The organism is Cupriavidus sp. AU9028 (assembly GCF_019795295.1).
GTDB lineage: Bacteria > Pseudomonadota > Gammaproteobacteria > Burkholderiales > Burkholderiaceae > Cupriavidus.
In genome coordinates this window covers 58,341-80,628 of record NZ_JAIMCG010000007.1, presented here as the reverse complement: position 1 = coordinate 80,628, position 22,288 = coordinate 58,341, and the positions used below count along the sequence as shown (strand labels likewise).

Sequence of the window (22,288 nt, the reverse complement as noted above, 5' to 3'; positions counted from 1 at the left end):
ATTCCGCAATGATCGGGGCTGCCGTTCTTCGGCTCGCATTGCCGACGTCGCACATTCCCCGGGACCCTCATGCCGCTCAAGTCCGCACAGCCACTGCTCGACCGCTATTGGGATCACCGGTTGCCGGTCGACCCCGTCGCCATTGCCCGCGCGGCCGGCGTGCAGGTTCAGGCCGCCCACCTCGGGAGTGACGCCGGAAAACTTGAAATCCTCAGCGGCACACCGCCGCTGCCGGTCATCTGGATCAGCGACACCGACGCCCATCTCCGACAGCGCTTTACCGTCGCGCACGAACTCGGCCATTTCGCCCTGGGGCACGGCGCCTCATTCGTCGACGGTAAGGACAGCTTCTCGCTGGCGAATTCCGACCCCCTGGAAGTGGCCGCCAACCGCTTCGCGGCGGAACTCCTGATGCCGGAGTTCGCCATTACGGTGCTGATCATGCGCCGCAACGAGACCGATCTGCGCAAGCTGGCGAAGGCCTTCGGTGTCGCGCCCCTGGCAATGCGCGTTCGGCTCGATCAACTGGGTTGGATCTGAAGCATGACAAACGGCAATGAAGCGGACCTGGGAACGGTGCAGCGGCGGCTGCCCCTGCAGGACAGTGCCGTCACGTTACCGGCTGAGCTCCACGTATCGGAGGCGGATGTCCGCGACGACGTGGTATCGCTGGTAGCTGAGCAGATCAGGGATCGCCAGCAGTTCCGCATGTTCCGCCGCGTTGCTTTCTACGGCGTCTGGGCTCTGATCGGCCTCTGCTTTGCTGCTCTGCTCTGATGGATGGCGACCGTGGGGGAGCGGGTGGCAAGTCCGACCACGGCGAGCACTTATCAGGCGACCTGGTTCGTCACGCCGCTGATCGTGCTGGCGTCAATCGGCGCCTTGCTGGTATTGGCGCTTCTGCGCTTCGCTTTTCAACCCATGGACGGTCGGCGCCGGGAGGCACCCCCCGATGCGTTGGGAATTGCCCATGGCCTTGGTCGGGAAGCGCTTGGCATGCTGAGGCATTATCTCGCCAGCAGAGGCGCGTGCCGGGACTCGTGTCGGAACGACTAACGACGCGGACAATAAGAAAGGCCTGGCATTGCTGCCAGGCCTTTCCCGGAATTGGCTACGCGCTCCACTGCGCTCAGGGTACCAAACCTACTGCACCGCAAGCGGTGCTGCTGCATTATCCCTGCTCGCCCCCGCTGGGAGTGCGCCGCCTATCCGCTTGCCACCGCCGCTGGCTCTAGTCGGCCGGTGCAGTGGCAGTGCGCTCAGGCGGCGTTCTGGATGTTGGTGGCTTGCTTGCCCTTCGGACCTTGCACGATCTCGAACGAGACGCGCTGGCCCTCTTTCAGGGTCTTGAAACCATTCATCTGGATGGCCGAAAAGTGCGCAAACAGTTCTTCCTCGCCGCTGTCCGGCGTGATGAACCCGAACCCCTTGGCGTCATTGAACCATTTGACAGTACCGCTTGCCATAAACTCCCCCAACGAAAAAGCAGATTTCAATGCAGGGGGGCGCCGCGGGCCTGCCGTGTTGCCGCACCCGGCATGCCGGGCGCAGCTTCCAAGCAAGGAAGCGCCCTCGCGGGCGCTGCCGTCGGATCCGTGGGCCTCCCTGCTCACGGAGCACTCGAACCCGGCCTGATGCTTGGCTCGCGGGGCCTGATCCGAATGTTCGAACGATTCTTCTGGCAAACCCGGGCGCTGTCAAGACGGCGTTTTCCCACCCTCGCGCGGTGTGGGGTCGGGCAGAGGCGGCACTGTTCGTGCTAGTGTCACGACAGTTGCCTGTCACGGGAGGGGCGGTGTCCGGCACATCGCTGTCCGTGCCATGGCCCACAAACACATGCCTGGCCCTTGAAACGGCCGGCTTTCCCCCAAATTGCAGACTTGAGCGAAGGGGTTAGAATAAGGCCATGGTTACACGGCTGGCGAACGTCCCACAACGCGATGCAGATACTGTCATCGAGCGGCAAGAGCAGGCGCTCAAGCCGCCGTCGATGTACAAGGTGGTACTGCTGAACGACGACTACACGCCGATGGAGTTCGTCGTGATGATCCTGCAGCAGTATTTCGGCAGGGACCGAGAAACGGCGACGCAGATCATGCTGACCGTCCATCGGGAGGGCAAGGGAGTCTGCGGTATCTACACCAGGGATATCGCGGCGACGAAAGTCGAGCTGGTGTCAACGCACGCACGGCAGGCCGGGCATCCGCTGCAGTGCGTGATGGAGGAAGCATGATTGCGCAAGAACTGGAAGTCAGCCTGCACATGGCCTTTGTCGAGGCCCGGCAGGCACGCCACGAATTCATTACCGTGGAGCACCTGCTGTTGGCGTTGCTGGACAACCCGACAGCGGCCGAGGTTCTTCGCGCCTGCGCAGCGAATATCGAGGATCTGCGCACCAGTCTGAAGAATTTCATCGTCGACAACACGCCGGTCGTGCCCGGCACGGACGAGGTGGACACGCAACCGACGCTGGGTTTCCAGCGCGTGATTCAGCGCGCCATCATGCATGTCCAGTCGACCTCGAACGGCAAGAAGGAAGTCACCGGCGCCAATGTGCTGGTGGCCATCTTCGGCGAGAAGGATTCCCATGCTGTGTACTATTTGCAGCAGCAGGGTGTCACGCGCCTGGACGTGGTCAATTTCATCAGCCACGGCATCCGCAAGGACCAGTCGGAACCGGCCAAGCACGGCGACGCAGCCGCGGAAGGCGAGGGCGCGGACGGCAAGGAAAGCCCGCTCGAGCAATACACGCAGAACCTGAACGCACTGGCCAAGGCCGGCAAGATCGATCCGCTGATCGGCCGCGAGAGCGAGGTCGAGCGGGTGGTGCAGGTGCTGTGCCGCCGCCGCAAGAACAATCCGCTGCTGGTCGGCGAGGCCGGCGTGGGCAAGACCGCGATCGCCGAAGGCCTGGCTTGGCGCATTACCAAGAACGAAGTGCCCGACATCCTGGAAAAGGCAGTCGTGTACTCGCTCGACATGGGCGCGCTGCTGGCCGGCACCAAGTACCGTGGCGACTTCGAGCAGCGGCTGAAGGGCGTGCTCAAGTCGCTGAAGGACAATCCGAACGCGATCCTGTTCATCGACGAGATCCACACGCTGATTGGCGCCGGTGCGGCGTCGGGCGGCACGCTGGACGCGAGCAATCTGCTCAAGCCGGCGCTGTCGTCGGGGCAGCTCAAGTGCATCGGCGCGACCACGTTCACCGAATACCGCGGCATCTTTGAAAAGGATGCGGCGCTGTCGCGTCGTTTCCAGAAGATCGATGTGGTGGAGCCCTCGGTCGACCAGACCGTGCAGATCCTGCGCGGCCTGAAGTCGCGCTTCGAGGAGCACCACGGCGTCAAGTACGCGGCGGCGGCATTGACGGCCGCGGCGGAACTGTCGGCACGCTTCATCACCGACCGTCATCTGCCGGACAAGGCGATCGACGTGATCGACGAGGCCGGTGCGGCGCAACGCATCCTGCCGAAGTCGAAGCAGAAGAAGACGATCGGCAAGGGCGAGATCGAGGAAATCGTGTCGCGTATCGCCCGCATCCCGCCGCAGAGCGTCAACCAGGACGACCGCAGCAAGCTGCAGACGCTGGACCGCGATCTGAAGTCGGTGGTGTTCGGCCAGGACCCGGCGATCGAGGCGCTGGCCGCGGCGATCAAGATGTCGCGTGCCGGCCTGGGCAAGACCGACAAGCCGATTGGCTCCTTCCTGTTCTCGGGCCCCACGGGCGTCGGCAAGACCGAGGTCGCCAAGCAACTGGCGTTCATCCTCGGCATCGAGCTGATTCGCTTCGACATGTCGGAGTACATGGAACGCCACGCGGTCAGCCGGCTGATCGGCGCGCCGCCGGGATACGTGGGCTTCGACCAGGGCGGTCTGCTGACCGAAGCCGTCACCAAGAAGCCGCACTGCGTGCTGCTGCTCGACGAGATCGAGAAGGCGCACCCGGATATCTTCAATATCCTGCTGCAGGTGATGGATCACGGCGCGCTGACCGACAACAACGGCCGGCGGGCGGACTTCCGCAATGTCGTCATCATCATGACGACCAACGCGGGCGCCGAGGCGATGAACCGGGGCACCATCGGCTTTACGTCGTCGCGCCAGCGCGGCGACGAGATGGCCGACATCAAGCGCATGTTCACGCCGGAGTTCCGCAACCGCCTGGACGCGATCATCAGCTTCCGTGCACTGGATGAGGAAATCATCCTGCGGGTGGTGGACAAGTTCCTGATGCAGCTGGAAGAGCAACTGCACGAGAAGAAGGTCGAGGCCAATTTCAGCGACGGCCTGCGCAAGTTCCTGGCGCGCAAGGGGTTCGATCCGCTGATGGGGGCGCGGCCGATGCAGCGACTGATCCAGGACATGATCCGCAAGGCGCTGGCCGACGAGTTGCTGTTCGGCAAGCTGGTGTCCGGCGGCAAGGTGATCGTGGACCTGGACGAGCAGGAGCAGATCAAGCTGGACTTTGTCGAGGTCGACGCCGAGCCGCCAGAGGCGCCAGAGAGCGAGCAACGCGCCGAAGCGTGATTCAGGCGCCGCTTCTTTGCGGCGCTGCGTCAAATCCGGGTGGTGATTCGACCCATTCTTCGTCACAATAGGCGGGGGCGGCAAACATGCCGCCCCCTTTTTTCTGGGCCGGCGCCAGGCGATGGCGCTCTATCGCTGTCTTGTACGGAGAGTGACCGAATGACCGTGCCTCGTCCGATCGACCATGCCGTCGTGGTTTGCCCCGATCTCGCTGCCGGGGCCGAACAATGGCGCCGCCTGGGCTTCACGCTGACGCCCATGGGGTTCCATACCCTCGGCTCGCGCAATCACTGCGTGATGCTGGACGGCAACTACATCGAGCTGCTGCAGGTGGAGGGCGCCAGCCCGGCGCGCCAGTACTACTGGAACGTGCAGCAGCGTGGCGGCGGTTGCGCCGCCTTGTCCAGCCGCACGCAGGACGCCGCGGGCGATGCGGCGATGCTGCGCGCGGGCGGCTGGCACACCGCCGATCCGATCGCATTCTCGCGCCCGGTTCGGCTGGACGATGGCAGCGAGCACCCTGCTTCCTTTGTCGTCACCGCCATGGATGACGCTCCGGGTGCGCGCTTTTTCCTGTGCGAGCATCGCACGCCGGAACTGCTATGGCGGCCCGAATGGATGGCCCATCCGAACGGCGCGCTGTCGATCAGCACCATGTTCCTGGTGGTGGCGCCGTCGCTCGTGGACGCTACGGGGCGTGCCTATGCGGAGCTGTTGCAGGCCGAGTTGACCGAGCTGAGCCAGCACGTCTGCAGCCTGGCGGTGGGGGATGCGACGCTCGTGATTTCCACACCGCAGGCGCTGTCCGCCGCGACCGGTACCGAACTGATTCGCAGGGAGGGGCCGGGTTATGCGGCGATGCGGCTGCGCACCGACTCGCTCGACGCGGCCCGCGAGGGCTGGCGCCGCGCCGGGGTCGAGTACCGCGATCTGAGTGCAACCGAGAGCCTGATTCCGGCGGACTCGGCTGCCGGCGTCGCCCTGCTGTTCGAGCAGCGGCGCGGCTGAGGCGTAGCTGAGACGTAGCAGAGGCGCCGGCCGCGGGCGGGCTCGACTGCTGCGGGATCAGCCGGCCTGGCCGCCGTGGTGCACGCCGGTCGAACCGAAGCCGCCGGCGCCACGCGCCGAGTCGGCGGAAAACGCCTCCACGGTCTGGAAAACCGGCCGCAGTACCGGTACGAACATCATCTGCGCAATGCGCTCGCCCGGTTCGATCACGATCGGCGGCGTGCCTGGCGCGTTGCGATTCCAGACGCTGACCAGGATCGGACCCTGGTAGTCGGCGTCGATCACGCCGATCGAATTGCCCAGTACCAGTCCCTTCTTGTGGCCAAGGCCCGAGCGTGGCGCGATGGTGGCGGCCATGTAGGGATTGCCCATATGCACGGCAATGCCGGCCGGTACCAGCTGCGCCGGGCTGCCAGCCTCCAGCCGCAACGGCTCGTCGATGCAGGCGTGCAGATCAATGGCGGCAGCCATGTCGCTCTGGTAGCGCGGCAGCCCCCACTGGTGCAGGCGCTGGTCCAGCACCTTGATTTCGACCACGGGGTTGGCGGCGGAATTGGTCATCGTCAGTCGGTTGGTTGTGTCAGGTTGGCGGTCGGCGTGCAGCATCAAAAGAGGCTCGCCGGCAGCCGCTGCGCGATCGCGGCAACGAGCTGGCGGGCCAGCTCCAGCTTGTCTGCCCGGGGCAGGGCGGTCATGCCGGTCTCGTCGAACAGCACGATCTCGTTGTCGTCGCGGCCGAAGGTATGGTGGCCGATATTGCCGACCAGCAGCGGCACGCCCTTGCGGCGGCGCTTGTCCTCGCCATGGCGGGCGAGCTCTTCGCTCTCGGCGGCAAAGCCGACGCAGTACGGGGGATTGGGCCGCGCGGCGACGGCGGCGAGGATATCGGGGTTCTGCACGAAGCGCAGTTCGGGCGTATCGCTGTCGCCGGTCTTCTTCAGCTTCTGCGCCGACACTTCCGCCGGGCGCCAGTCCGCCACTGCCGCGACGGCGACGAAGACATCGGCCCGGTCCACCTGCGCCAGCACGGTGTCGTGCATCTGCCGGGCGCTGACCACGTCGATCCGGGCGACGCCGCGCGGAGTGGGCAGCGCCGTGGGGCCGGCCACCAGCACCACGTCAGCGCCGGCTTCGCGCGCCGCGCGGGCGATGGCAAATCCCATCTTGCCGGAGGACAGGTTGGTGATGCCGCGTACCGGGTCGATTGCCTCGAAGGTGGGGCCGGCGGTGATCAGCAGGCGGCGGCCCGCCAGGTGCCGGGGCTGGAAGTGGGCGACGATGTCCTCCAGCAGCTCCTCCGGCTCCAGCATGCGGCCGTCGCCGACTTCGCCGCAGGCCTGGTCGCCACTGCCCGGACCGAGGATCGTCACGCCATCGCCGCGCAGCGTGGCGATATTGCGCTGGGTGGCCGGTGCCATCCACATCTGCCGGTTCATTGCCGGCGCCACCAGCAGCGGACAGTCGCGGGCGATGCACAGCGTGGACAGCAGATCGTCGCACAACCCGTTGGCCAGCCGCGCCAGGAAGTCGGTGGAGGCCGGGGCGATGACGATGGCGTCGGCCTCGCGCGACAGGTCGATATGCGCCATGTTGTTGGGAATCCGGCCGTCCCACTGCGAGGTGTAGACCGGGCGCCCCGACAGGGCCTGCATCGTGACGGGCGTGATGAACTGGGTCGCGGCCTCGGTCATTACCACCTGCACGGTCGCGCCGGCCTTGGTGAGCAGACGGACCAGTTCGGCGGACTTGTAGCAGGCGATGCCGCCGGTCAGGCCGAGGACGAGGTGTTTGCCGGACAGATCCATGAAGCGGTCCTCTGGAAAGCGGTCCTTGGAAGAAGGGGGCCGGGAAGCAATGGTAGCGCCGGCGGCGCGGCTCTGCCGCCGCCGGCCGCGGGTCGCGGTGGAAGAATCAGTGGCGCCGGACCCGGCGCAGCTCGTCCACGATCAGCAGCACGGCGCCGACCGTGATGGCGCAGTCGGCCAGGTTGAAGGCCGGGAAGTGGTAGCCAGCAGCATGGAAGTCGAGGAAGTCGACCACGTGGCCATAGACGATCCGGTCGATCACGTTGCCGATGGCGCCGCCCATCACCAGCGAGACCGCCAGGCAGAACAGCTTCTGCCCGGTATGCCGGAACAGCAGCCAGACGATGAAGCCGCCCACAGCCAGCCCGAGGATGGTGAAGAACCAGCGCTGCCAGCCGCCGGCATCCGCCAGGAAGCTGAAGGCAGCGCCCTTGTTGTAGACCAGCACCAGGTTGAAGAAGCTGGTGACCGGGCGCGACTCGCCGTAGCTGAAGCTGCGCTCGACCAGGATCTTCAGGAACTGGTCCAGCAGCACGATCAGCAGCGAGAACGACAGCCACAGCCAGGGCGTGACGTTGCGGGTGGCGGCAGCGGTGCGGCGCCGTGCGGCGGGGCGGGAGTTGGCGGCCATCAGGCGTGACTCCTCGGTTCACCGTTGCCGAACAGGTTGCTGGTGCAGCGGCCGCACAGCGTCGGATGCGAGGCGTCGTGCCCCACATCGGCGCGGTAGTGCCAGCACCGTTCGCACTTGTCGTGGGTCGACGGATGGACGGTGACCAGCAGGTCGCCGCCGTCCGGTGCCGGCGACACGGTGGCCGCCGAAGTCAGCAGCACGAAGCGCAGGTCGTTGTCCAGGCTTTGCAGCGCCTGCAACGCGGGTCCGCCGGCCTGGATCGACACCTCGGCCTGCAGCGACGAGCCGATGCCGCCCTCGACCCGCACCGCTTCCAGTTGCTTCGTCACTTCCGCACGCACATCACGCAAGGTGTGCCATTTCTGCAGCAGGTCATCGGCGCGGTCGATCGCCGGCACCTCGTAGTAGGTGCTGGTGAAGATGGTGTCGGTATGCTCGGTGCCGTGGGCGAACACCTGCCACGCTTCCTCGGCGGTGAAGGACAGGAACGGCGCCATCCAGCGCAGCATCGCCTGGGTGATGTGGAACAGCGCGTTCTGTGCGGCGCGGCGCGGCCGCGAGTCGGCGGCGGTGGTGTAGAGCCGGTCCTTCAGCACGTCCAGGTAGAAGCCGCCGAGGTCTTCCGAGCAGAAGGTCTGCAGCTTCGACACCACCGGGTGGAACTCGTACACGTCGTAGTGCGACAGCAGTTCCTTCTGCATCTGCGCCGTCAGCGCGACCGCATAGCGGTCGATCTCCAGCCATTGCTCCGGCGGCAGCGCGTGCTTCTCGTGGTCGTAGTCGGTCAGGTTGGCCAGCAGGAAGCGCAGCGTATTGCGGATGCGGCGATAGCCTTCCACCACGCGCTTGAGGATCTCGTCCGAGATGGCCAGTTCGCCCGAGTAGTCGGTCGAGGCGACCCACAGGCGGATGATTTCGGCGCCCATCTTGTCGGCGATTTCCTGCGGCGACACGGTGTTGCCGAGCGACTTCGACATCTTGCGGCCTTCGCCATCGACGGTGAAGCCGTGTGTCAGCAGCGCCTTGTACGGCGGCTTGCCGTACAGCATCGAGGCGGTCAGCAGCGAGGAGTGGAACCAGCCGCGATGCTGGTCCGAACCTTCCAGGTACAGGTCGGCGAGCCGGCCATCGGGCGTATCGGCTTCCGGCTCGTAAAGACTGTCGCGGTGCGAGCCGCGGATGACGGTCCAGTGGGTGGTGCCGGAATCGAACCACACATCCAGCGTGTCGCGGTTCTTTTCATACATGGCGGCGTCGGCCTCGCCCATCTCGGTCAGGAAGGCGGTCGCGTCCAGCGTCTGCCAGGCCTCGATGCCTTGCTGCTCGACGCGCTGGGCCACCGCTTCCAGCAGTTCGGGCGTGCGCGGATGCAGCTGGCCGGTTTCCTTGTGGACGAAGAAGGCCATCGGCACGCCCCACTGGCGCTGGCGCGACAGGGTCCAGTCCGGCCGGTTGGCGATCATGTTGTGCAGGCGCTGCTTGCCCCACGACGGATAGAAGGCGGTGGCCTCGATGCCGGCCAGCGCGGTCTGGCGCAGGGTCGGGCCGTCGTCGTTGGGCTGCACGTCCATGCCGGCGAACCACTGCGAGGTGGCGCGGTAGATGATCGGCGTCTTGTGGCGCCAGCAGTGCATATAGCTGTGCGTATAGCGCTGCGAGTGGAACAGGTTGCCCGACGCCTTCAGCGTCTCGACGATGCGCGGGTTGGCGTCCCAGATCGACAGGCCGCCGAACAGCGGCAGCGTGCTGGCATAGACGCCATCGCCCATCACCGGGCTGATCACGTCCTCGTCCGGCATGCCGTGGGCCTTGCAGGACTGGAAATCTTCCACGCCGTAGGCGGGCGCCGAGTGGACGATGCCGGTGCCGGTATCGGTGGTCACGTAGTCGCCCAGGTACACCGGGGACAGGCGATCGTAGCCCGTGTCCATCTTCGCCAGCGGATGGTGGAAGCGCACTTCGGTCAGCGCCTCGCCCTTGCAGGTCGCGATCACGGTGCCTTCGAGCTCGTACACCTTCAGCTGTTCCTCGACGCGCTCGCTGGCCAGGATCAGCAGGCCGCGGGGCGTCTCGACCAGTGCATACTCGATTTCCGGGTGCAGGTTCAGCGCCTGGTTGGACGGGATGGTCCAGGGCGTGGTAGTCCAGATCACGATCCAGCCGGTCTGGCCCTGCAGGCGCGACAGCGGCACGCGGAATGCCTGCGCCAGCTTCTCGGGCTCGGCGAAGGGGAAACCGACATCGATCGACAAATCGGTCTTGTCCTTGTACTCGACCTCGGCCTCGGCCAGTGCCGAGCCGCAGTCGAAGCACCAGTTGACCGGCTTCAGGCCGCGGAAGACGTACCCCTTCTGCAGGATCTTGCTCAGCGCCCGCAGCTCGTCCGCCTCGTTGCTGAAGTTCATCGTCAGATAGGGATCGGCCCAGTCGCCCAGCACGCCCAGGCGCTCGAAGTCACGGCGCTGGCGAGCGATCTGCTCGGTCGCGTAGGCGCGCGCCTTCGACTGGACCTCCTGCACCGGCAGGCCCTTGCCGAACTGCTTCTCGATCTGGATCTCGATCGGCATGCCGTGGCAGTCCCAGCCCGGTACGTAGACCGCGTCCAGGCCGCTCAGGCCACGGGCCTTGACGATCATGTCCTTCAGGATCTTGTTGACGGCGTGGCCGATGTGGATGTCGCCGTTGGCGTACGGGGGGCCGTCGTGCAGCACGAACTTCTTCGCGCCGCGACGGGCGGCGCGGATGGCCTGGTAGATCCGCTTTTCCTGCCACTGCTGGATCCACAGCGGCTCGCGCCTGGGCAGGTCGCCGCGCATCGGGAAGGCGGTGTCGAGCAGGTTGACCGGGTATTTGCTCTTTTCAGTGCTCTTGCCAGGCTTGTTGCCGGGCTTGCTGGACTTGGGATCGGACATGACGATTCTTCAGGACGATTCGGTAGGCGTCCGGCGCGGCAACGATGCCTCGCCGGGGCGCAAAAAGGGGGCTCGGATACGGCGGCGACCCGGCGATCCCCGTGGGGATGGCCGGCCGCTAGCTAATTCGGTCGGTTGCCGAGGTGGTCCGCACCGCCGGGCCGCCGGCGGGCAGTTCATGGCCGTCCGGCACGGTCAGTCCGAAGAAGGCGCGGGCCTGCGCGCTGTCACGGGCGATCGCGGCGGTCAGCTCGTCCAGCGAATCGAAACGCGCCTCGTCGCGCAGCTTGCGGATGAATTCGACCTGCACCAGCTCGCCGTAGACCTGCCGGTTGAAATCGAACAGATGCACTTCCAGCAGGACGCGGCCCGCGTCCTCGATGGTCGGCCGCACCCCGATGCTGGCCACCCCGGGCAGGGGCTGCTCGTCCAGTCCATGGACCTGGACGATGAAGATGCCGCCGATGGCCGGCCGCTTGTGGGGAATGCGCAGGTTCAGCGTGGGAAAGCCCAGATCGCGGCCCAGCTTGCGCCCGTGCACCACGTGGCCGCTGATGGCATAGCCATGGCCGAGCAGGCGCCGGGCGTGTTCCAGGTCGCCCTGGGCCAGCGCCTCGCGCACCGCCGAACTGGAAATGCGCACGCCGCCTTCGGACACCGAGCCCATCTGCTCCACGTCGAAGCCATAACGCTGCCCGGCCTCGCGCAGATAGCCGAAGTCGCCGGCACGGCGCGCGCCGAAGCGGAAGTCGTCGCCTACCAGTACCCAGCGGGCATGCAGGCCGTGCCACAGCACGTCGCGCACGAAATCCTCGGGAGACTGGGCGGCGAAGTGGGCGTTGAAGTGCTCGACCACGACCCGGTCCACCCCGTGGCGGCGCAGGCTTTCGAGCTTGTCGCGCAGCAGCGCGATACGGGTGGGCGCCCGGTCCGGCGTGAAGAACTCGCGCGGATGCGGCTCGAAGGTCATCACGCAAAGCGGCAGGCCGCGAGCATCCGCGGCTGCGCGGGCGCGCGCCAGCAGCGACTGGTGGCCGCGATGGACCCCGTCGAAATTGCCGATGGTCAGGGCGCATGGCGTCCGGCTCTCGGCATTGGGCAGGCCGCGGAAGACTTTCACGAGGACGGCGACGGACTGATGGGTAAAGGCAAGATTATAAGGGGAACGGGGTCCGCTGCCTGCCCGCTGCTGCAATGCAACGCCCCAATGCGTGGCGCTACCCTGCAAAGATCGGCATGATATGGGCCGTTCACATTACCGCGGCGCCCGCCGCTAACGCCTTGCACGCGCTGCTCAAACGCATCCTGCCGCCGGCGGCGCCGCCGCTCGATGTGGAAACGCAGGCCAAACTGCTGGCTGCGATCCACCGCGTGACCCCCAGCGCCATCGTTGCCGCTCTCGCGTTGCCGGCCCTGACCGCCATGGCGTTCTGGCGCGAGGCGAGCAGCCTGGCGCTGGTGGCATGGACGGGCGTGATGGCGGTGCAGGCGCTGGCCTGGGCCTGGTTCTACGTGGGCTACCGGGGGGATGCGGCCACGATGAACCGCTCGACCCACACTGACAAGTGGTGGGCCAACATGCGCGGCGTGGTGGTGCTCAGCGGGGTGACCTGGGGCAGCTCTGCGCTGCTGCACCTGTTCACCGACTCCACCATGTTCTCGGGGGTGCTGTTCCTGCTGACCATCTGCACGCTGGCCGGGGGCGCCAGCTCGCAGGCGCCGGCGCCGTCGAATCTGGCCTATGCCGGCCTGCCGATCCTCGTGCCCAACCTGCTGCTGGCCGACTTTGCCTTTCCCGGGCATGGCATGTATGTCCGGCTGCTGCTGCTGGCCTATGCGCTGATGCTGACCCGGCACGCGCTCAACCTGCACGGCACGCTGGTGCGGGCGATCCAGCTGGAAGCGGAAAGCCGTCGCCTGGCACGCCAGTTCCAGGACGAAAAGGAGCGCGCGTTGCATGCAAGCGACGAAAAGTCGCGCTTCCTGGCGGCGGCCAGCCACGATCTGCGGCAGCCCGTCCATGCGCTGGTCATGCTGGTGGAGGCGTTGCGTGCGCGCAACCAGTCGGCGGCGCTGCATCCCCTGGTGGAGCAGGTCGCCGCCAGCACCCAGACCATCGACCTGCTGTTTCGCTCGCTGCTCGACCTGTCCAAGCTGGAGGGCCGCAAGGTACTGCCGACGCTGGAGCCGTGCGACGTCGCCCGGCTGGTGTCCGAGGTGGTGGGGCAGTTCGCCGAGGACGCGCAGGCGGCCGGGCTGGCGCTGGACGCCCGCTCGCCGCGGCGCTTGCTGGCGATGGGCGACGCCGTGCTGCTGCGCCGGGCGCTGTTCAATCTGGTGCAGAACGCGCTGCGTTATACGGAACGCGGCCGGGTGCTGGTGGCGGCCCGGGCCCGTATCGAACACGTCCGCATCGAGGTCTGGGATACCGGTGCCGGCATTCCTCCCGAGCAGTTGCCGGACATCTTCTCGCCCTACTTCCAAGTTCACAACCAGCAGCGCGACCTGTCCCAGGGGCTGGGGCTCGGTCTGGCGATCTTCAAGGAGTGCGTCCGGCTGATGCGGGGCACCTATGGCGTGCGCTCGGTCCCGGGCAGGGGCTCGGTGTTCTGGTTCACGCTCGGCCATGCGCCGGCGCAGGCGATCGCCTCGGGTGCCGTACTGCCAGTGGCCGGGCCGGAACAGACGCCGGTGGAGGCGCTGCTTGGCACCGTTCTCGTGGTCGACGACGATCGGCAGGTCCGGGAGGCCTGGACCGCGCTGATGCAGGCCTGGGGCGTGCACGTCTCGTGCGCGGCCGACGGCGCGCAGGCCGAGCGTCTGCTGCAGGACGGCTTGCGCCCGCACATCATCTTCTGCGACCTGCGGCTGCCGGGCGAGGAGAACGGTCTGGATCTGCTGGAACGCTGGCAGGAGACCCAGCCGCAGGCGCGCATGGCGTTGCTCACCGGCGACATGAAGTCCGAAGCGCTGCTGGCGGCCGAGGACGCAGGCTATTTCGTGCTGGAAAAGCCCGCCGACCCGGCCGCGCTGCGGCTGTTGCTGCGGCGCTGGCTGGAGACCGATCTCGCTGTGGCAGGGGGGTGACGACCGCTCGCCGGCCGGTCGGACCGGCCTACTGGCGCAAGCGGAAGCGCTCCAGGCGGGACATCGCCTGCATTCGCGTACGCACGCCCAGCCGCTGCAGGATCGCCGAGACATGCTCCTTGACGGTGTTCTCCGTCAGTCCCAGCTCGCGCGCGATCACCTTGTTCGGCAATCCTTCCAGCACCAGCGCCAGCACCGAACCCTGACGCGGTGTCAGCCCCAGTTCCGCCGGCGTGACCGGGATGCCGTGCGTCGGGCCGAAGGAGCGTGCCTGCCCGTGCAGTGACTCTTCCGACGGAAAGGCGGTTTCCCCCGACAGCACGCGGCGCACCGCGGCGGTGAAGGCGCCGGCGTCGAGATGCTTGCCGACGAAACCGTGGGCGGACAGCGCGCGGGCCTTCTCGACGATTTCCGGCGTCGCTTCCGCCGACATGAAGATGAAACGCGCGCCCGGCGCCACGGACTTCAGGGCCTGCATGGCATCGAAGCCGGTGCCGTCGTTGAGCCAGATATCCAGCAGCACGATATCCGGCCGCAGCCCGTGCTCCAGCGTGTTGAGCGCTTCGGCGGCGCTACCCGCCGCGTGGACGGCGATATCGGGCATCACTTCTGCCAAGAATACGGTCGTACCCGATAGCGCCATAGGGTGGTCATCGACCACCAGCAAGGTCGGTGCAGCTGTCGACATGCGATTTCCCGTCAAATTTTTTTAGTTCGCCCTTGTTTTGCTCCGGCTTTTCTCCATCCGGAAGGTGGACGATAGGGCGACTCTAGCAGAGCGCGCTCCTCGTCACAATGCGCAAAGCCACTGGCGGCGCGGGTTTCCGGGTGGTGTGTTGGTTACAAATTATCCGTGCGAACAGGCAGAAGGCGACCCATGCAGCATGGGAAGTGACGTGCAAGGCATGGGCGCGGGCGCATAATTCTGGGGGTGGCAAGGTGGCCCTTGGTAGAATTGCGCGATGAAAAACATCGTCATCCTTATCTCGGGACGTGGCTCCAATATGGAGGCCATCGTGCGCGCCTGCGCCAGTCAGTCCTGGCCCGCCCGCATCGCCGCCGTGCTGTCGAACCGGCCCGATGCGCCGGGGCTGCGTTTCGCCGCGTCGCAGGGCATTCCCGTCGGCGTGGTCGACCACACCCAGTACAGCGATCGCGCCAGCTTCGATGCTGCGCTGGCCAAGGCCATCGACGCGCACGTGCCGGATCTGGTCGTGCTGGCCGGATTCATGCGCATCCTGACGCCCGAGTTCGTCGAACGGTATGCCGGCCGGATGATGAATATCCATCCCTCCCTGCTGCCCAGCTTCCCGGGCCTGCATACTCATCGCCAGGCGCTGGACGCCGGCGTCAAGGTGCACGGTGCGAGCGTGCATTTCGTTACCGCGGCCCTGGACCACGGTCCGATCGTCGTGCAGGCCGCCATCGAGGTGACGCCGGAAGATACGCCGCAGTCGCTGGCCGAGCGCCTGCTTCCCTGCGAGCACCAGATCTATCCGCGTGCGGTGCGCTGGTTCGTCGAGGACCGGCTGCGCGTCCACGACGGCGCCGTGCATGTCGATCCTCCGGAGCCGCAGCTGCTGATTGGGCTGTCCGCTTCCACTACCGAGGGAGACGCAGCATGAGCCGCGCCAACGGATCGGGTGCGCGCCCCGGCATGCGCGAACGCGGTAACGGCCCCGCACGCAGCGGCAACAAGCGAGGCGGCAGCCCGCTGCGCCGCGCCCAGGGACCGCGCGAGGATGGACAGTCACGGTTGGGGCAGGGTGGCCTGCATGCCGCCCACATCCAGCATATCGACCGGCTGCTGGGCAAGGTGCTGCGCTTTGCGCGCCCGGCAGACGCCGTGGTCAGCTACTACTTTCGGGAGAATCCCAAGCTCGGGCACCGGGAGCGCGGCATCATCGCCGAGGCGGTCTTCGCCGTGTTGCGCCGGCGGGTGGAGTTTGCCCAGTTCGCCGAGAGCGGCTCGGGCGCCGCATCGCGCCGTCTGGCGCTGCTGGGGCTAGCCGCAACGCTCGGACGCGATGCGCTGCTGCCGTTCCTGGCCCCGGATGAAGCGGCCTGGCTGGAACGGTTGACCACCATCGAGCGCGCCAGCCTGGCGCCGCGGGTACGGGCGAATCTGCCCGAATGGCTGTACGCGCAACTGGTGGCGCGCCATGGCGAGGAATTCGTCACCGCATTGGGCGACAGCTGGCTGCGTCCGGCCCCGCTGGACCTGCGCGCCAACCTCGTGAAGATCTCGCGGGAAGCCGCGCTGCAGGCGCTGGCCGACGCCGGGCTGGACGCGGAGCCGACGCCGCTGGCGCCGGCCGGCATCCGGCTCGCCGGCAAGCCCGCGCTGAACCAGCTGCCGCTCTTTACCGACGGGCTGGTCGAAGTGCAGGACGAAGGCAGCCAGCTGCTGTGCCATCTGGTCGCGCCGCGTCGTGGCGAGATGGTCGTCGATTTCTGCGCCGGCGCGGGCGGCAAGACGCTCGCACTGGGCGCCCTGATGCGCTCGACCGGCCGGCTCTATGCCTTCGACGTGTCGGAGAAGCGGCTCTCGAACCTGAAGCCGCGCCTGGCCCGCAGCGGCCTGTCGAACGTGCATCCGGTGCTGATCGATTCCGAGCAGGACGCCAAGATCAAGCGTCTGGCCGGCAAGATCGACCGGGTACTGGTCGATGCGCCATGTAGCGGCCTGGGCACGTTGCGTCGCAATCCCGACCTGAAGTGGCGCCAGACGCCGGAGAGCGTGCTGGAGCTGACCGCCAAGCAAAGTGCGATCCTCGAATCGGCGGCGCGGCTGGTCAAGCCGGGCGGTCGCGTGGTTTACGCGACCTGCAGCGTACTGGAGGCGGAGAACGAGGCGATCGTGCGGGACTTCCTCTCGCGCAATCCGTCGTTCCAGCTGGTGCCGGCCTCCGCGGTGCTGGCCGAGCAGAAGGTCAGCATCGACAATCTGCCCGGAGACGGGCAGATGCTCGCGCTGTATCCGCACCTGCACCAGACCGACGGCTTTTTCGCAGCGGTGCTCGAGCGGGTTGCCCAGCCCGCGCCGGCTCCCGCGTCCGAGTCCGACGAAGCAGTCTGATCCTCGATGCCCCGGGTGCCTTGCATCCGGGGCTCATCCGCTCCACCGCCCGTTCTGTTCAACTGCTGCAGCCGAGCGATGACTCCACGCGCGTCCCTGCGGGAGGGCGCTCGCGCAACAGCTGACGATTGCACGCCATGCAAGGTGAACCCATCACCGATCTGAATCCCACCCGTGCCATGTTCGGCCGCATGGTCGCCGACCTGCTACGCGATGCTGGCGGCCCCGGCTTCTTCTGGCAGCTGGCGGTCCTGGCGCTGTGCGTCGCGCTCGCCTGGCCGCTGGCGCGCCATGTCGCCCGCCGGCTGGAGGCGCGCTATGCCGGCTCCAGCTTTGCCCTGCGCTTCGCCGCGAGCAGCCTGGAACGGGCCATGTTCCCGCTGTTCGGCTGGCTGCTGGTGCTGCTGGCGCGCTTCGCACTCGAAGCCTGGATGTCGGTCAGCGTGCTGCGGCTGGCGCTGGTGCCGCTGTTCGGCATCGCCTTCCTCTACATGGCGTTCTATGTGCTGCGGCGCGTGCTGTCGGGCAATGGCCAGCTGCACGGGATGCTGGTGCTGGTCGAGAAGGTGCTGACCACGGCCGTGTGGGTCTGCATGGGGCTGTACGTGCTGGGCCTGCTCGGGGACGTGGTCGGCTGGCTCGACTCCATCCGCTTCTCGCTGGGCAAGCAGAGCGTCAGCGTGGCCAACCTGATGATGGCGTGCCTGTGGATCCTGCTGACGGTGCTCGCGGCGCTCTGGTTCGGCTCGTGGCTGGAGGAGCGGCTGATGCGCTCGGCGTCCATCGACAGCAACCTGCGCGTGGTGCTGACGCGGCTGTCCAAGGCGCTGCTGTTGCTGATCTCGCTGCTGTTCAGCCTGTCCCTGGTCGGGATCGACCTGACGGTACTGTCCGTGTTCGGCGGGGCGCTCGGCGTCGGCCTGGGCCTTGGCCTGCAGAAGATCGCCAGCAACTACGTGTCCGGCTTCATCATCCTGCTGGACCATTCGGTCAAGCTGGGCGACCAGATTACCGTCGACAAATACAGCGGCATCGTCTCGCAGATCCGGACGCGCTATACGGTGGTGCGAAACAGCGACGGCGAGACGCTGGTGCCCAACGAGCAACTGGTGGCCCAGGCGGTGCAGAACCAGTCGTTCTCGAAAACCAATGTGCGCGTGGCGACACGTGTAATTGCCGACTACGGCACCGATCCGGAAACGGTGCTGCGCGTGCTGGCCGAAGCTGTGGCAGGATTGCCACGCCTGCTTTCGGACCCGGAGCCTTCGGCATTCCTGGTGGCGTTCGTGGAGAAGGGCATCGAATACGAAGTCGCCGGCCACATCGCGGATCCGCAGAACGGCAAGCTTGGCGTGCAGTCCGCCATGAACCGCGCCATCTGGAAGGCGTTGAAGGCACACGGAATCGCCACGCCTTACCCGACAAGCGACCTGCAGAGCACGAAACCGGTCCAGCCGAGCGTCGCCGCAGGCCAACTCGCCACACCAGTGCAAGCGGACGCAAACCCCTGATCCAATAGGGGAAATTGGGCGGTGTGATGGAACGAAGTCACGCCGGAACCGTCCAACACTCGAACTCGCGAAAAACAGCGGGTGGGTTTGAAAAGAATTGCCTTAAGGGAAAAGCAGCAGGGGAAAGCAGAGCGGGTAAAAGCGGATGCCGACGGGGAACCGATCCGGTAGAATCGCGGGCTGTTGCGGAATCGGGATCACCGGCCGCCCAGCCAGCCGCACACCGTGACGGTCGTGCTCCCTTTCGCAAGAGGCGCAAGGCGCGCCTTGGCTGACGCTTCCAGACGCAATCCTCCATTTGCAGTCTTTTTTCTGCGTTTAGTGCTGCCGCCCGATGCGTGCAGCCTCAGCCACATCTTTGCTTAGCACGGAGAACAGTTTGTTCGACACCATTCTTGGATGGGCCGCCAACGGCCTCCTCAACTGGTCCTGGTGGGAGATCGTCATCTTCACGCTGGTGATGACCCACATCACCATTGCGGGCGTCACCATCTTCCTGCATCGCTGCATGGCGCACCGGTCGCTTGACCTGCATCCCATCGCCTCGCACTTCTTCCGCTTCTGGCTTTGGCTGACCACCGGCATGGTGACCAAGGAATGGACCGCGATCCACCGCAAGCACCATGCGAAGTGTGAAACCGAAGACGATCCCCACAGCCCGCAGACGCGCGGCATCCGCAAGGTGCTGCTCGAGGGGGCGGAGTTGTACCGCGCCGAGGCCAAGAACAAGGAGACCATCACCAAGTTCGGCCACGGCACGCCCAACGACTGGATCGAGCGCAACCTGTATTCGCGTTTCACCTGGCAGGGCGTCGGCCTGATGCTGATCATCGATGTGGCGCTGTTCGGCGTGGTCGGCCTGAGCGTCTGGGGCGTGCAGATGCTGTGGATTCCGATCCATGCCGCCGGCATCATCAACGGCCTGGGCCACTGGTGGGGCTATCGCAACTACGAGTGCGAGGATGCGTCGACCAACGTGTCGCCGTGGGGCATCATCATCGGCGGTGAAGAGCTGCACAACAACCACCATACCTACCCGACCTCCGCCAAGTTCTCGATCAAGTGGTACGAGTTCGATATCGGCTGGGGCTACATCCGGGCGATGCAGGCCGTGGGCCTGGCAAAGGTCAAGAAGACCCCGCCCAAGGCGCGGCTGGTGGAAGCGCGTCCGGTGGACCACAACACGCTGGAGGCGATCATCGCCAACCGCTACGACGTGATGGCCCGCTACGGCAAGGCACTGCGCAATGCGTACAAGCAGGAGCTGGCGACGCTGAAGGAAACCCGCATCGCCGACTACCGCACGGTCAAGCTGGCGCGCAAGTGGCTGCATCGCGACGAGGCCAAGCTGGCCGAGCCGCAGCGTCAGCAGCTGGCCACCATCGTCAGCAGCAGCGCCGCGCTGAACACGTTCGTGGAAATGCGCCGTGAACTGGCCGCGATCTGGGGCCGTTCCAACCTGACCCGCGAGCAGCTGCTGCAGCAGCTGCAGGCATGGTGCCAGCGTGCCGAAGCCAGCGGCATCCAGGCCCTGCAGGAGTTCTCGCTGCGCCTGCGCCGCTACGCCTGATAGCCGGAAGGCTGACACGAAGCCCCGCCAAGTACCTTGGCGGGGCTTTTCTTTTGGTTACACTGCTGGATGACCGTGCATGGCCATGCCCGGCAGCGCCGCTGCCCAGCCTGACCCCTCGATAGCGCGGCACGGAGTACCAAGAGATGACCCCACAAACGATCAAGACCGTCGAGTTCGAGAAGCCGGGCGCGACCGCACAGGCCGGCGCAAGCTGCGTCGCGCATGCCTGGGCCAAGGTGCCGCCTGCGCTGACGCCAGACGAGCGGGCCGCGCTGAAGGAGCGCATCCGCGCGCTGCTCAAGGCGCGCAACGCCGTGCTGGTGGCCCACTATTACGTCGATGCCGACCTGCAGGACCTGGCCGAGGAAACCGGCGGCTGCGTGTCGGATTCGCTCGAAATGGCCCGTTTCGGCCGCGACCATCCGGCGCAGACGCTGGTGGTGGCGGGCGTGCGCTTCATGGGCGAAACCGCCAAGATCCTGAGCCCCGAGAAGACCATCCTGATGCCGGACCTGGATGCCACCTGCTCGCTCGATCTGGGTTGCCCGGCGGACGAATTCAACGCGTTCTGCGATGCGCATCCCGACCGTACCGTGGTGGTCTATGCCAATACCAGCGCCGCGGTGAAGGCGCGCGCGGACTGGATGGTGACTTCCAGCATCGGCCTGAAGATCGTCGAGCACCTGCATGCGCGGGGCGAGAAGATCCTGTGGGCGCCGGACAAGCATTTGGGCAGCTATATCCAGCGCCAGACCGGGGCCGACATGCTGCTGTGGCAGGGCTCGTGCCTGGTGCATGACGAGTTCAAGGGTGTCGAGCTCGATCTGCTGCGCGAGGAGCATCCGCGCGCGAAGATCCTCGTGCATCCGGAATCGCCGGCCAACGTGGTGGCGCTGGCCGATGTGGTCGGCTCGACCTCGCAGCTGATCGCCGCCGCGCAGCAGCTGGATGCCGACGAGTTCATCGTCGCCACCGACAACGGCATCCTGCACAAGATGCGGATGGCCGCCCCGGGCAAGCGCTTCATCGAGGCGCCGACGGCCGGCAACAGCGCCACCTGCAAGAGCTGCGCGCATTGCCCCTGGATGGCGATGAACGCACTGACCAATCTCGCCGAGGTGCTGGAGACGGGCCGCAACGAGATCCATGTCGATGCGCGGATCGGGCAGCGCGCCTATACCTGCATCGACCGGATGCTCGACTTCGCCGCACGCGAGAAGGCGAGGGTGCGTCCGGTGGCCGATCTGGCGGCAGAGCAGGCACTGTTCCAGGGAATCGGACCGGCATGAGCGTCAATCCCATCTTCGACAGCTATGGCCCGGCGCTGGTGAACGCGCTGCAGCAGAACGTCAGTGCCGCGATTGCCGAGGACGTTGGCAGCGGCGACCTGACCGGCCTGCTGGTGCCGGCCGACAAGACCGCGCATGCCCGCGTGATCGTGCGCGAGGAAGCGGTGCTGTGCGGCCAGCCGTGGTTCGAGGCCTGCATGCATGCCGTCGATCCTTCGCTGCAGGTGCATTGGCGGCAGCAAGAGGGCGCGCGCATGGCGCCGGATTCGGTGGTGTGCGAGATCGACGGACCGGCCCGGTCGCTGCTGACGGCGGAGCGGCCGTCGCTGAATTTCCTGCAGCTGCTGTCGGGCGTCGCCACGGCGACGCGCCGCTATGCCGATCTGGTCGAGGGCACCCGCGCGCGCGTGCTCGATACCCGCAAGACGCTGCCGGGCTTGCGGCTGGCGCAGAAGTACGCGGTGCGCGTGGGCGGTGGCGAGAACCAGCGGCTCGCGCTCTACGACGGCATCCTGATCAAGGAAAATCATATCGCCGCTGCAGGGGGCATCACGGCGGCGCTGCGCGCGGCCCAGGCGCTGGGCAACGGCGCGCCGGTGCAGGTCGAAGTCGAGTCGCTGACGGAACTGCAGGAAGCGCTCGACGCCGGTGCGGTGTCGGTACTGCTGGACAATTTCACCGAGCCGATGATGCTCGAGGCGGTGCGCGTCAACGCGGGCAGGGCGGTGCTGGAAGTGTCGGGCGGCGTCAATGCCAACACCATTCGCCGCTTCGCCGAAACTGGCGTCGATCGCATCTCGGTCGGCGCGCTGACCAAGGACGTGCGCGCCACCGACTATTCGCTGCGGATCGTCGGCTGACGC

The 22,288-nt window shown here is 66.5% G+C and carries 19 protein-coding genes; 12 read left to right on the top strand and 7 right to left on the bottom strand.

The window, feature by feature from the left end; all coding sequences use genetic code 11:
• Nucleotides 1–69 precede the first annotated feature (69 nt).
• Together K6V06_RS09765 and K6V06_RS09760 are read left to right on the top strand one after the other, a co-directional pair.
• Nucleotides 70–540: an ImmA/IrrE family metallo-endopeptidase gene (locus K6V06_RS09765; protein WP_222242708.1), complete on the top strand. Its 471-nt coding sequence runs from the start codon at nucleotides 70–72 to the stop codon at nucleotides 538–540.
• A gap of 3 nt (nucleotides 541–543) precedes the next feature.
• Nucleotides 544–777 carry a hypothetical protein gene (locus tag K6V06_RS09760; RefSeq protein WP_222242706.1) on the top strand — a complete coding sequence of 78 codons (234 nt, stop codon included), beginning with the start codon at nucleotides 544–546 and terminating at the stop codon, nucleotides 775–777.
• A gap of 482 nt (nucleotides 778–1,259) precedes the next feature.
• Here the strand turns inward: K6V06_RS09760 and K6V06_RS09755 are convergent, their stop codons facing one another.
• The gene (locus K6V06_RS09755; protein ID WP_222243070.1) at nucleotides 1,260–1,466 is read right to left on the bottom strand and encodes a cold-shock protein; all 207 of its coding nucleotides are present in this window, start codon (nucleotides 1,464–1,466) and stop codon (nucleotides 1,260–1,262) included.
• Nucleotides 1,467–1,906: 440 nt separating this feature from the next.
• On the opposite strand from K6V06_RS09755, the gene clpS reads away from it, so the two are divergent.
• From clpS to K6V06_RS09740, 3 genes are all read left to right on the top strand, one after another.
• Nucleotides 1,907–2,233 (top strand): ATP-dependent Clp protease adapter ClpS, encoded by a 327-nt coding sequence (gene clpS / locus K6V06_RS09750; protein ID WP_222242704.1) that lies wholly within the window; start codon nucleotides 1,907–1,909, stop codon nucleotides 2,231–2,233.
• Nucleotides 2,230–4,527, top strand: a complete 2,298-nt coding sequence (gene clpA / locus K6V06_RS09745; RefSeq protein WP_222242701.1) for an ATP-dependent Clp protease ATP-binding subunit ClpA — start codon at nucleotides 2,230–2,232, stop codon at nucleotides 4,525–4,527. The genes clpS and clpA overlap by 4 nt, the downstream gene beginning before the upstream one ends.
• A 159-nt stretch (nucleotides 4,528–4,686) precedes the next feature.
• The gene (locus tag K6V06_RS09740; RefSeq protein ID WP_222242699.1) at nucleotides 4,687–5,535 is read left to right on the top strand and encodes a VOC family protein; all 849 of its coding nucleotides are present in this window, start codon (nucleotides 4,687–4,689) and stop codon (nucleotides 5,533–5,535) included.
• Nucleotides 5,536–5,592: 57 nt separating this feature from the next.
• Here the strand turns inward: K6V06_RS09740 and dut are convergent, their stop codons facing one another.
• The 5 genes from dut to K6V06_RS09715 form a co-directional block, all read right to left on the bottom strand.
• Entirely contained in the window at nucleotides 5,593–6,096 is a 504-nt protein-coding gene (dut, locus tag K6V06_RS09735; protein WP_222242697.1) for a dUTP diphosphatase, read from the bottom strand.
• A gap of 44 nt (nucleotides 6,097–6,140) precedes the next feature.
• Nucleotides 6,141–7,340 (bottom strand): bifunctional phosphopantothenoylcysteine decarboxylase/phosphopantothenate--cysteine ligase CoaBC, encoded by a 1,200-nt coding sequence (gene coaBC, locus K6V06_RS09730; RefSeq protein WP_222242695.1) that lies wholly within the window; start codon nucleotides 7,338–7,340, stop codon nucleotides 6,141–6,143.
• Between the two features lie 106 nt (nucleotides 7,341–7,446).
• On the bottom strand, nucleotides 7,447–7,971 hold the full coding sequence (lspA, locus tag K6V06_RS09725) for a signal peptidase II (protein WP_222242693.1): 525 nt from the start codon (nucleotides 7,969–7,971) through the stop codon (nucleotides 7,447–7,449).
• On the bottom strand, nucleotides 7,971–10,886 hold the full coding sequence (gene ileS, locus K6V06_RS09720; RefSeq protein ID WP_222242691.1) for an isoleucine--tRNA ligase: 2,916 nt from the start codon (nucleotides 10,884–10,886) through the stop codon (nucleotides 7,971–7,973). Before ileS ends, lspA begins: the two co-directional genes overlap by 1 nt.
• 118 nt (nucleotides 10,887–11,004) lie before the next feature.
• On the bottom strand, nucleotides 11,005–12,006 hold the full coding sequence (locus tag K6V06_RS09715; RefSeq protein WP_222242689.1) for a bifunctional riboflavin kinase/FAD synthetase: 1,002 nt from the start codon (nucleotides 12,004–12,006) through the stop codon (nucleotides 11,005–11,007).
• 116 nt (nucleotides 12,007–12,122) lie between these two features.
• Here K6V06_RS09715 and K6V06_RS09710 point away from each other — a divergent pair, with 116 nt between their 5' ends.
• Nucleotides 12,123–13,973 carry a hybrid sensor histidine kinase/response regulator gene (locus K6V06_RS09710; protein WP_222242687.1) on the top strand — a complete coding sequence of 617 codons (1,851 nt, stop codon included), beginning with the start codon at nucleotides 12,123–12,125 and terminating at the stop codon, nucleotides 13,971–13,973.
• Between the two features lie 28 nt (nucleotides 13,974–14,001).
• Here the strand turns inward: K6V06_RS09710 and K6V06_RS09705 are convergent, their stop codons facing one another.
• Nucleotides 14,002–14,661: a response regulator transcription factor gene (locus tag K6V06_RS09705; protein ID WP_222242685.1), complete on the bottom strand. Its 660-nt coding sequence runs from the start codon at nucleotides 14,659–14,661 to the stop codon at nucleotides 14,002–14,004.
• Nucleotides 14,662–14,935: 274 nt separating this feature from the next.
• On the opposite strand from K6V06_RS09705, the gene purN reads away from it, so the two are divergent.
• The 6 genes from purN (at nucleotide 14,936) to nadC (ending at nucleotide 22,285) form a co-directional block, all read left to right on the top strand.
• Nucleotides 14,936–15,598 carry a phosphoribosylglycinamide formyltransferase gene (gene purN, locus K6V06_RS09700; RefSeq protein WP_222242683.1) on the top strand — a complete coding sequence of 221 codons (663 nt, stop codon included), beginning with the start codon at nucleotides 14,936–14,938 and terminating at the stop codon, nucleotides 15,596–15,598.
• A gap of 32 nt (nucleotides 15,599–15,630) precedes the next feature.
• Entirely contained in the window at nucleotides 15,631–17,052 is a 1,422-nt protein-coding gene (locus K6V06_RS09695; protein WP_255581749.1) for an RsmB/NOP family class I SAM-dependent RNA methyltransferase, read from the top strand.
• Between the two features lie 137 nt (nucleotides 17,053–17,189).
• Nucleotides 17,190–18,563 carry a mechanosensitive ion channel family protein gene (locus tag K6V06_RS09690; protein WP_222242679.1) on the top strand — a complete coding sequence of 458 codons (1,374 nt, stop codon included), beginning with the start codon at nucleotides 17,190–17,192 and terminating at the stop codon, nucleotides 18,561–18,563.
• Nucleotides 18,564–18,942: 379 nt separating this feature from the next.
• Complete coding sequence (locus K6V06_RS09685) at nucleotides 18,943–20,133, top strand: acyl-CoA desaturase (RefSeq protein WP_222242677.1); 1,191 nt, start codon at nucleotides 18,943–18,945, stop codon at nucleotides 20,131–20,133.
• 146 nt (nucleotides 20,134–20,279) lie between these two features.
• Entirely contained in the window at nucleotides 20,280–21,425 is a 1,146-nt protein-coding gene (gene nadA, locus K6V06_RS09680) for a quinolinate synthase NadA (protein ID WP_222242675.1), read from the top strand.
• On the top strand, nucleotides 21,422–22,285 hold the full coding sequence (gene nadC / locus K6V06_RS09675; RefSeq protein WP_222242673.1) for a carboxylating nicotinate-nucleotide diphosphorylase: 864 nt from the start codon (nucleotides 21,422–21,424) through the stop codon (nucleotides 22,283–22,285). Before nadA ends, nadC begins: the two co-directional genes overlap by 4 nt.
• Nucleotides 22,286–22,288 lie beyond the last annotated feature (3 nt).

Bases quoted from the DNA above. Each gene is read 5' to 3' on its own strand.
- K6V06_RS09765 (WP_222242708.1), top strand. From the start codon at position 70: ATGCCGCTCAAGTCCGCACAGCCACTGCTCGACCGCTATTGGGATCAC.
- K6V06_RS09760 (WP_222242706.1), top strand. From the start codon at position 544: ATGACAAACGGCAATGAAGCGGACCTGGGAACGGTGCAGCGGCGGCTG.
- K6V06_RS09755 (WP_222243070.1), bottom strand. From the start codon at position 1,466: ATGGCAAGCGGTACTGTCAAATGGTTCAATGACGCCAAGGGGTTCGGG.
- clpS (WP_222242704.1), top strand. From the start codon at position 1,907: ATGGTTACACGGCTGGCGAACGTCCCACAACGCGATGCAGATACTGTC.
- clpA (WP_222242701.1), top strand. From the start codon at position 2,230: ATGATTGCGCAAGAACTGGAAGTCAGCCTGCACATGGCCTTTGTCGAG.
- K6V06_RS09740 (WP_222242699.1), top strand. From the start codon at position 4,687: ATGACCGTGCCTCGTCCGATCGACCATGCCGTCGTGGTTTGCCCCGAT.
- dut (WP_222242697.1), bottom strand. From the start codon at position 6,096: ATGACCAATTCCGCCGCCAACCCCGTGGTCGAAATCAAGGTGCTGGAC.
- coaBC (WP_222242695.1), bottom strand. From the start codon at position 7,340: ATGGATCTGTCCGGCAAACACCTCGTCCTCGGCCTGACCGGCGGCATC.
- lspA (WP_222242693.1), bottom strand. From the start codon at position 7,971: ATGGCCGCCAACTCCCGCCCCGCCGCACGGCGCCGCACCGCTGCCGCC.
- ileS (WP_222242691.1), bottom strand. From the start codon at position 10,886: ATGTCCGATCCCAAGTCCAGCAAGCCCGGCAACAAGCCTGGCAAGAGC.
- K6V06_RS09710 (WP_222242687.1), top strand. From the start codon at position 12,123: ATGATATGGGCCGTTCACATTACCGCGGCGCCCGCCGCTAACGCCTTG.
- K6V06_RS09705 (WP_222242685.1), bottom strand. From the start codon at position 14,661: ATGTCGACAGCTGCACCGACCTTGCTGGTGGTCGATGACCACCCTATG.
- purN (WP_222242683.1), top strand. From the start codon at position 14,936: ATGAAAAACATCGTCATCCTTATCTCGGGACGTGGCTCCAATATGGAG.
- K6V06_RS09695 (WP_255581749.1), top strand. From the start codon at position 15,631: ATGCGCGAACGCGGTAACGGCCCCGCACGCAGCGGCAACAAGCGAGGC.
- K6V06_RS09690 (WP_222242679.1), top strand. From the start codon at position 17,190: ATGCAAGGTGAACCCATCACCGATCTGAATCCCACCCGTGCCATGTTC.
- nadA (WP_222242675.1), top strand. From the start codon at position 20,280: ATGACCCCACAAACGATCAAGACCGTCGAGTTCGAGAAGCCGGGCGCG.
- nadC (WP_222242673.1), top strand. From the start codon at position 21,422: ATGAGCGTCAATCCCATCTTCGACAGCTATGGCCCGGCGCTGGTGAAC.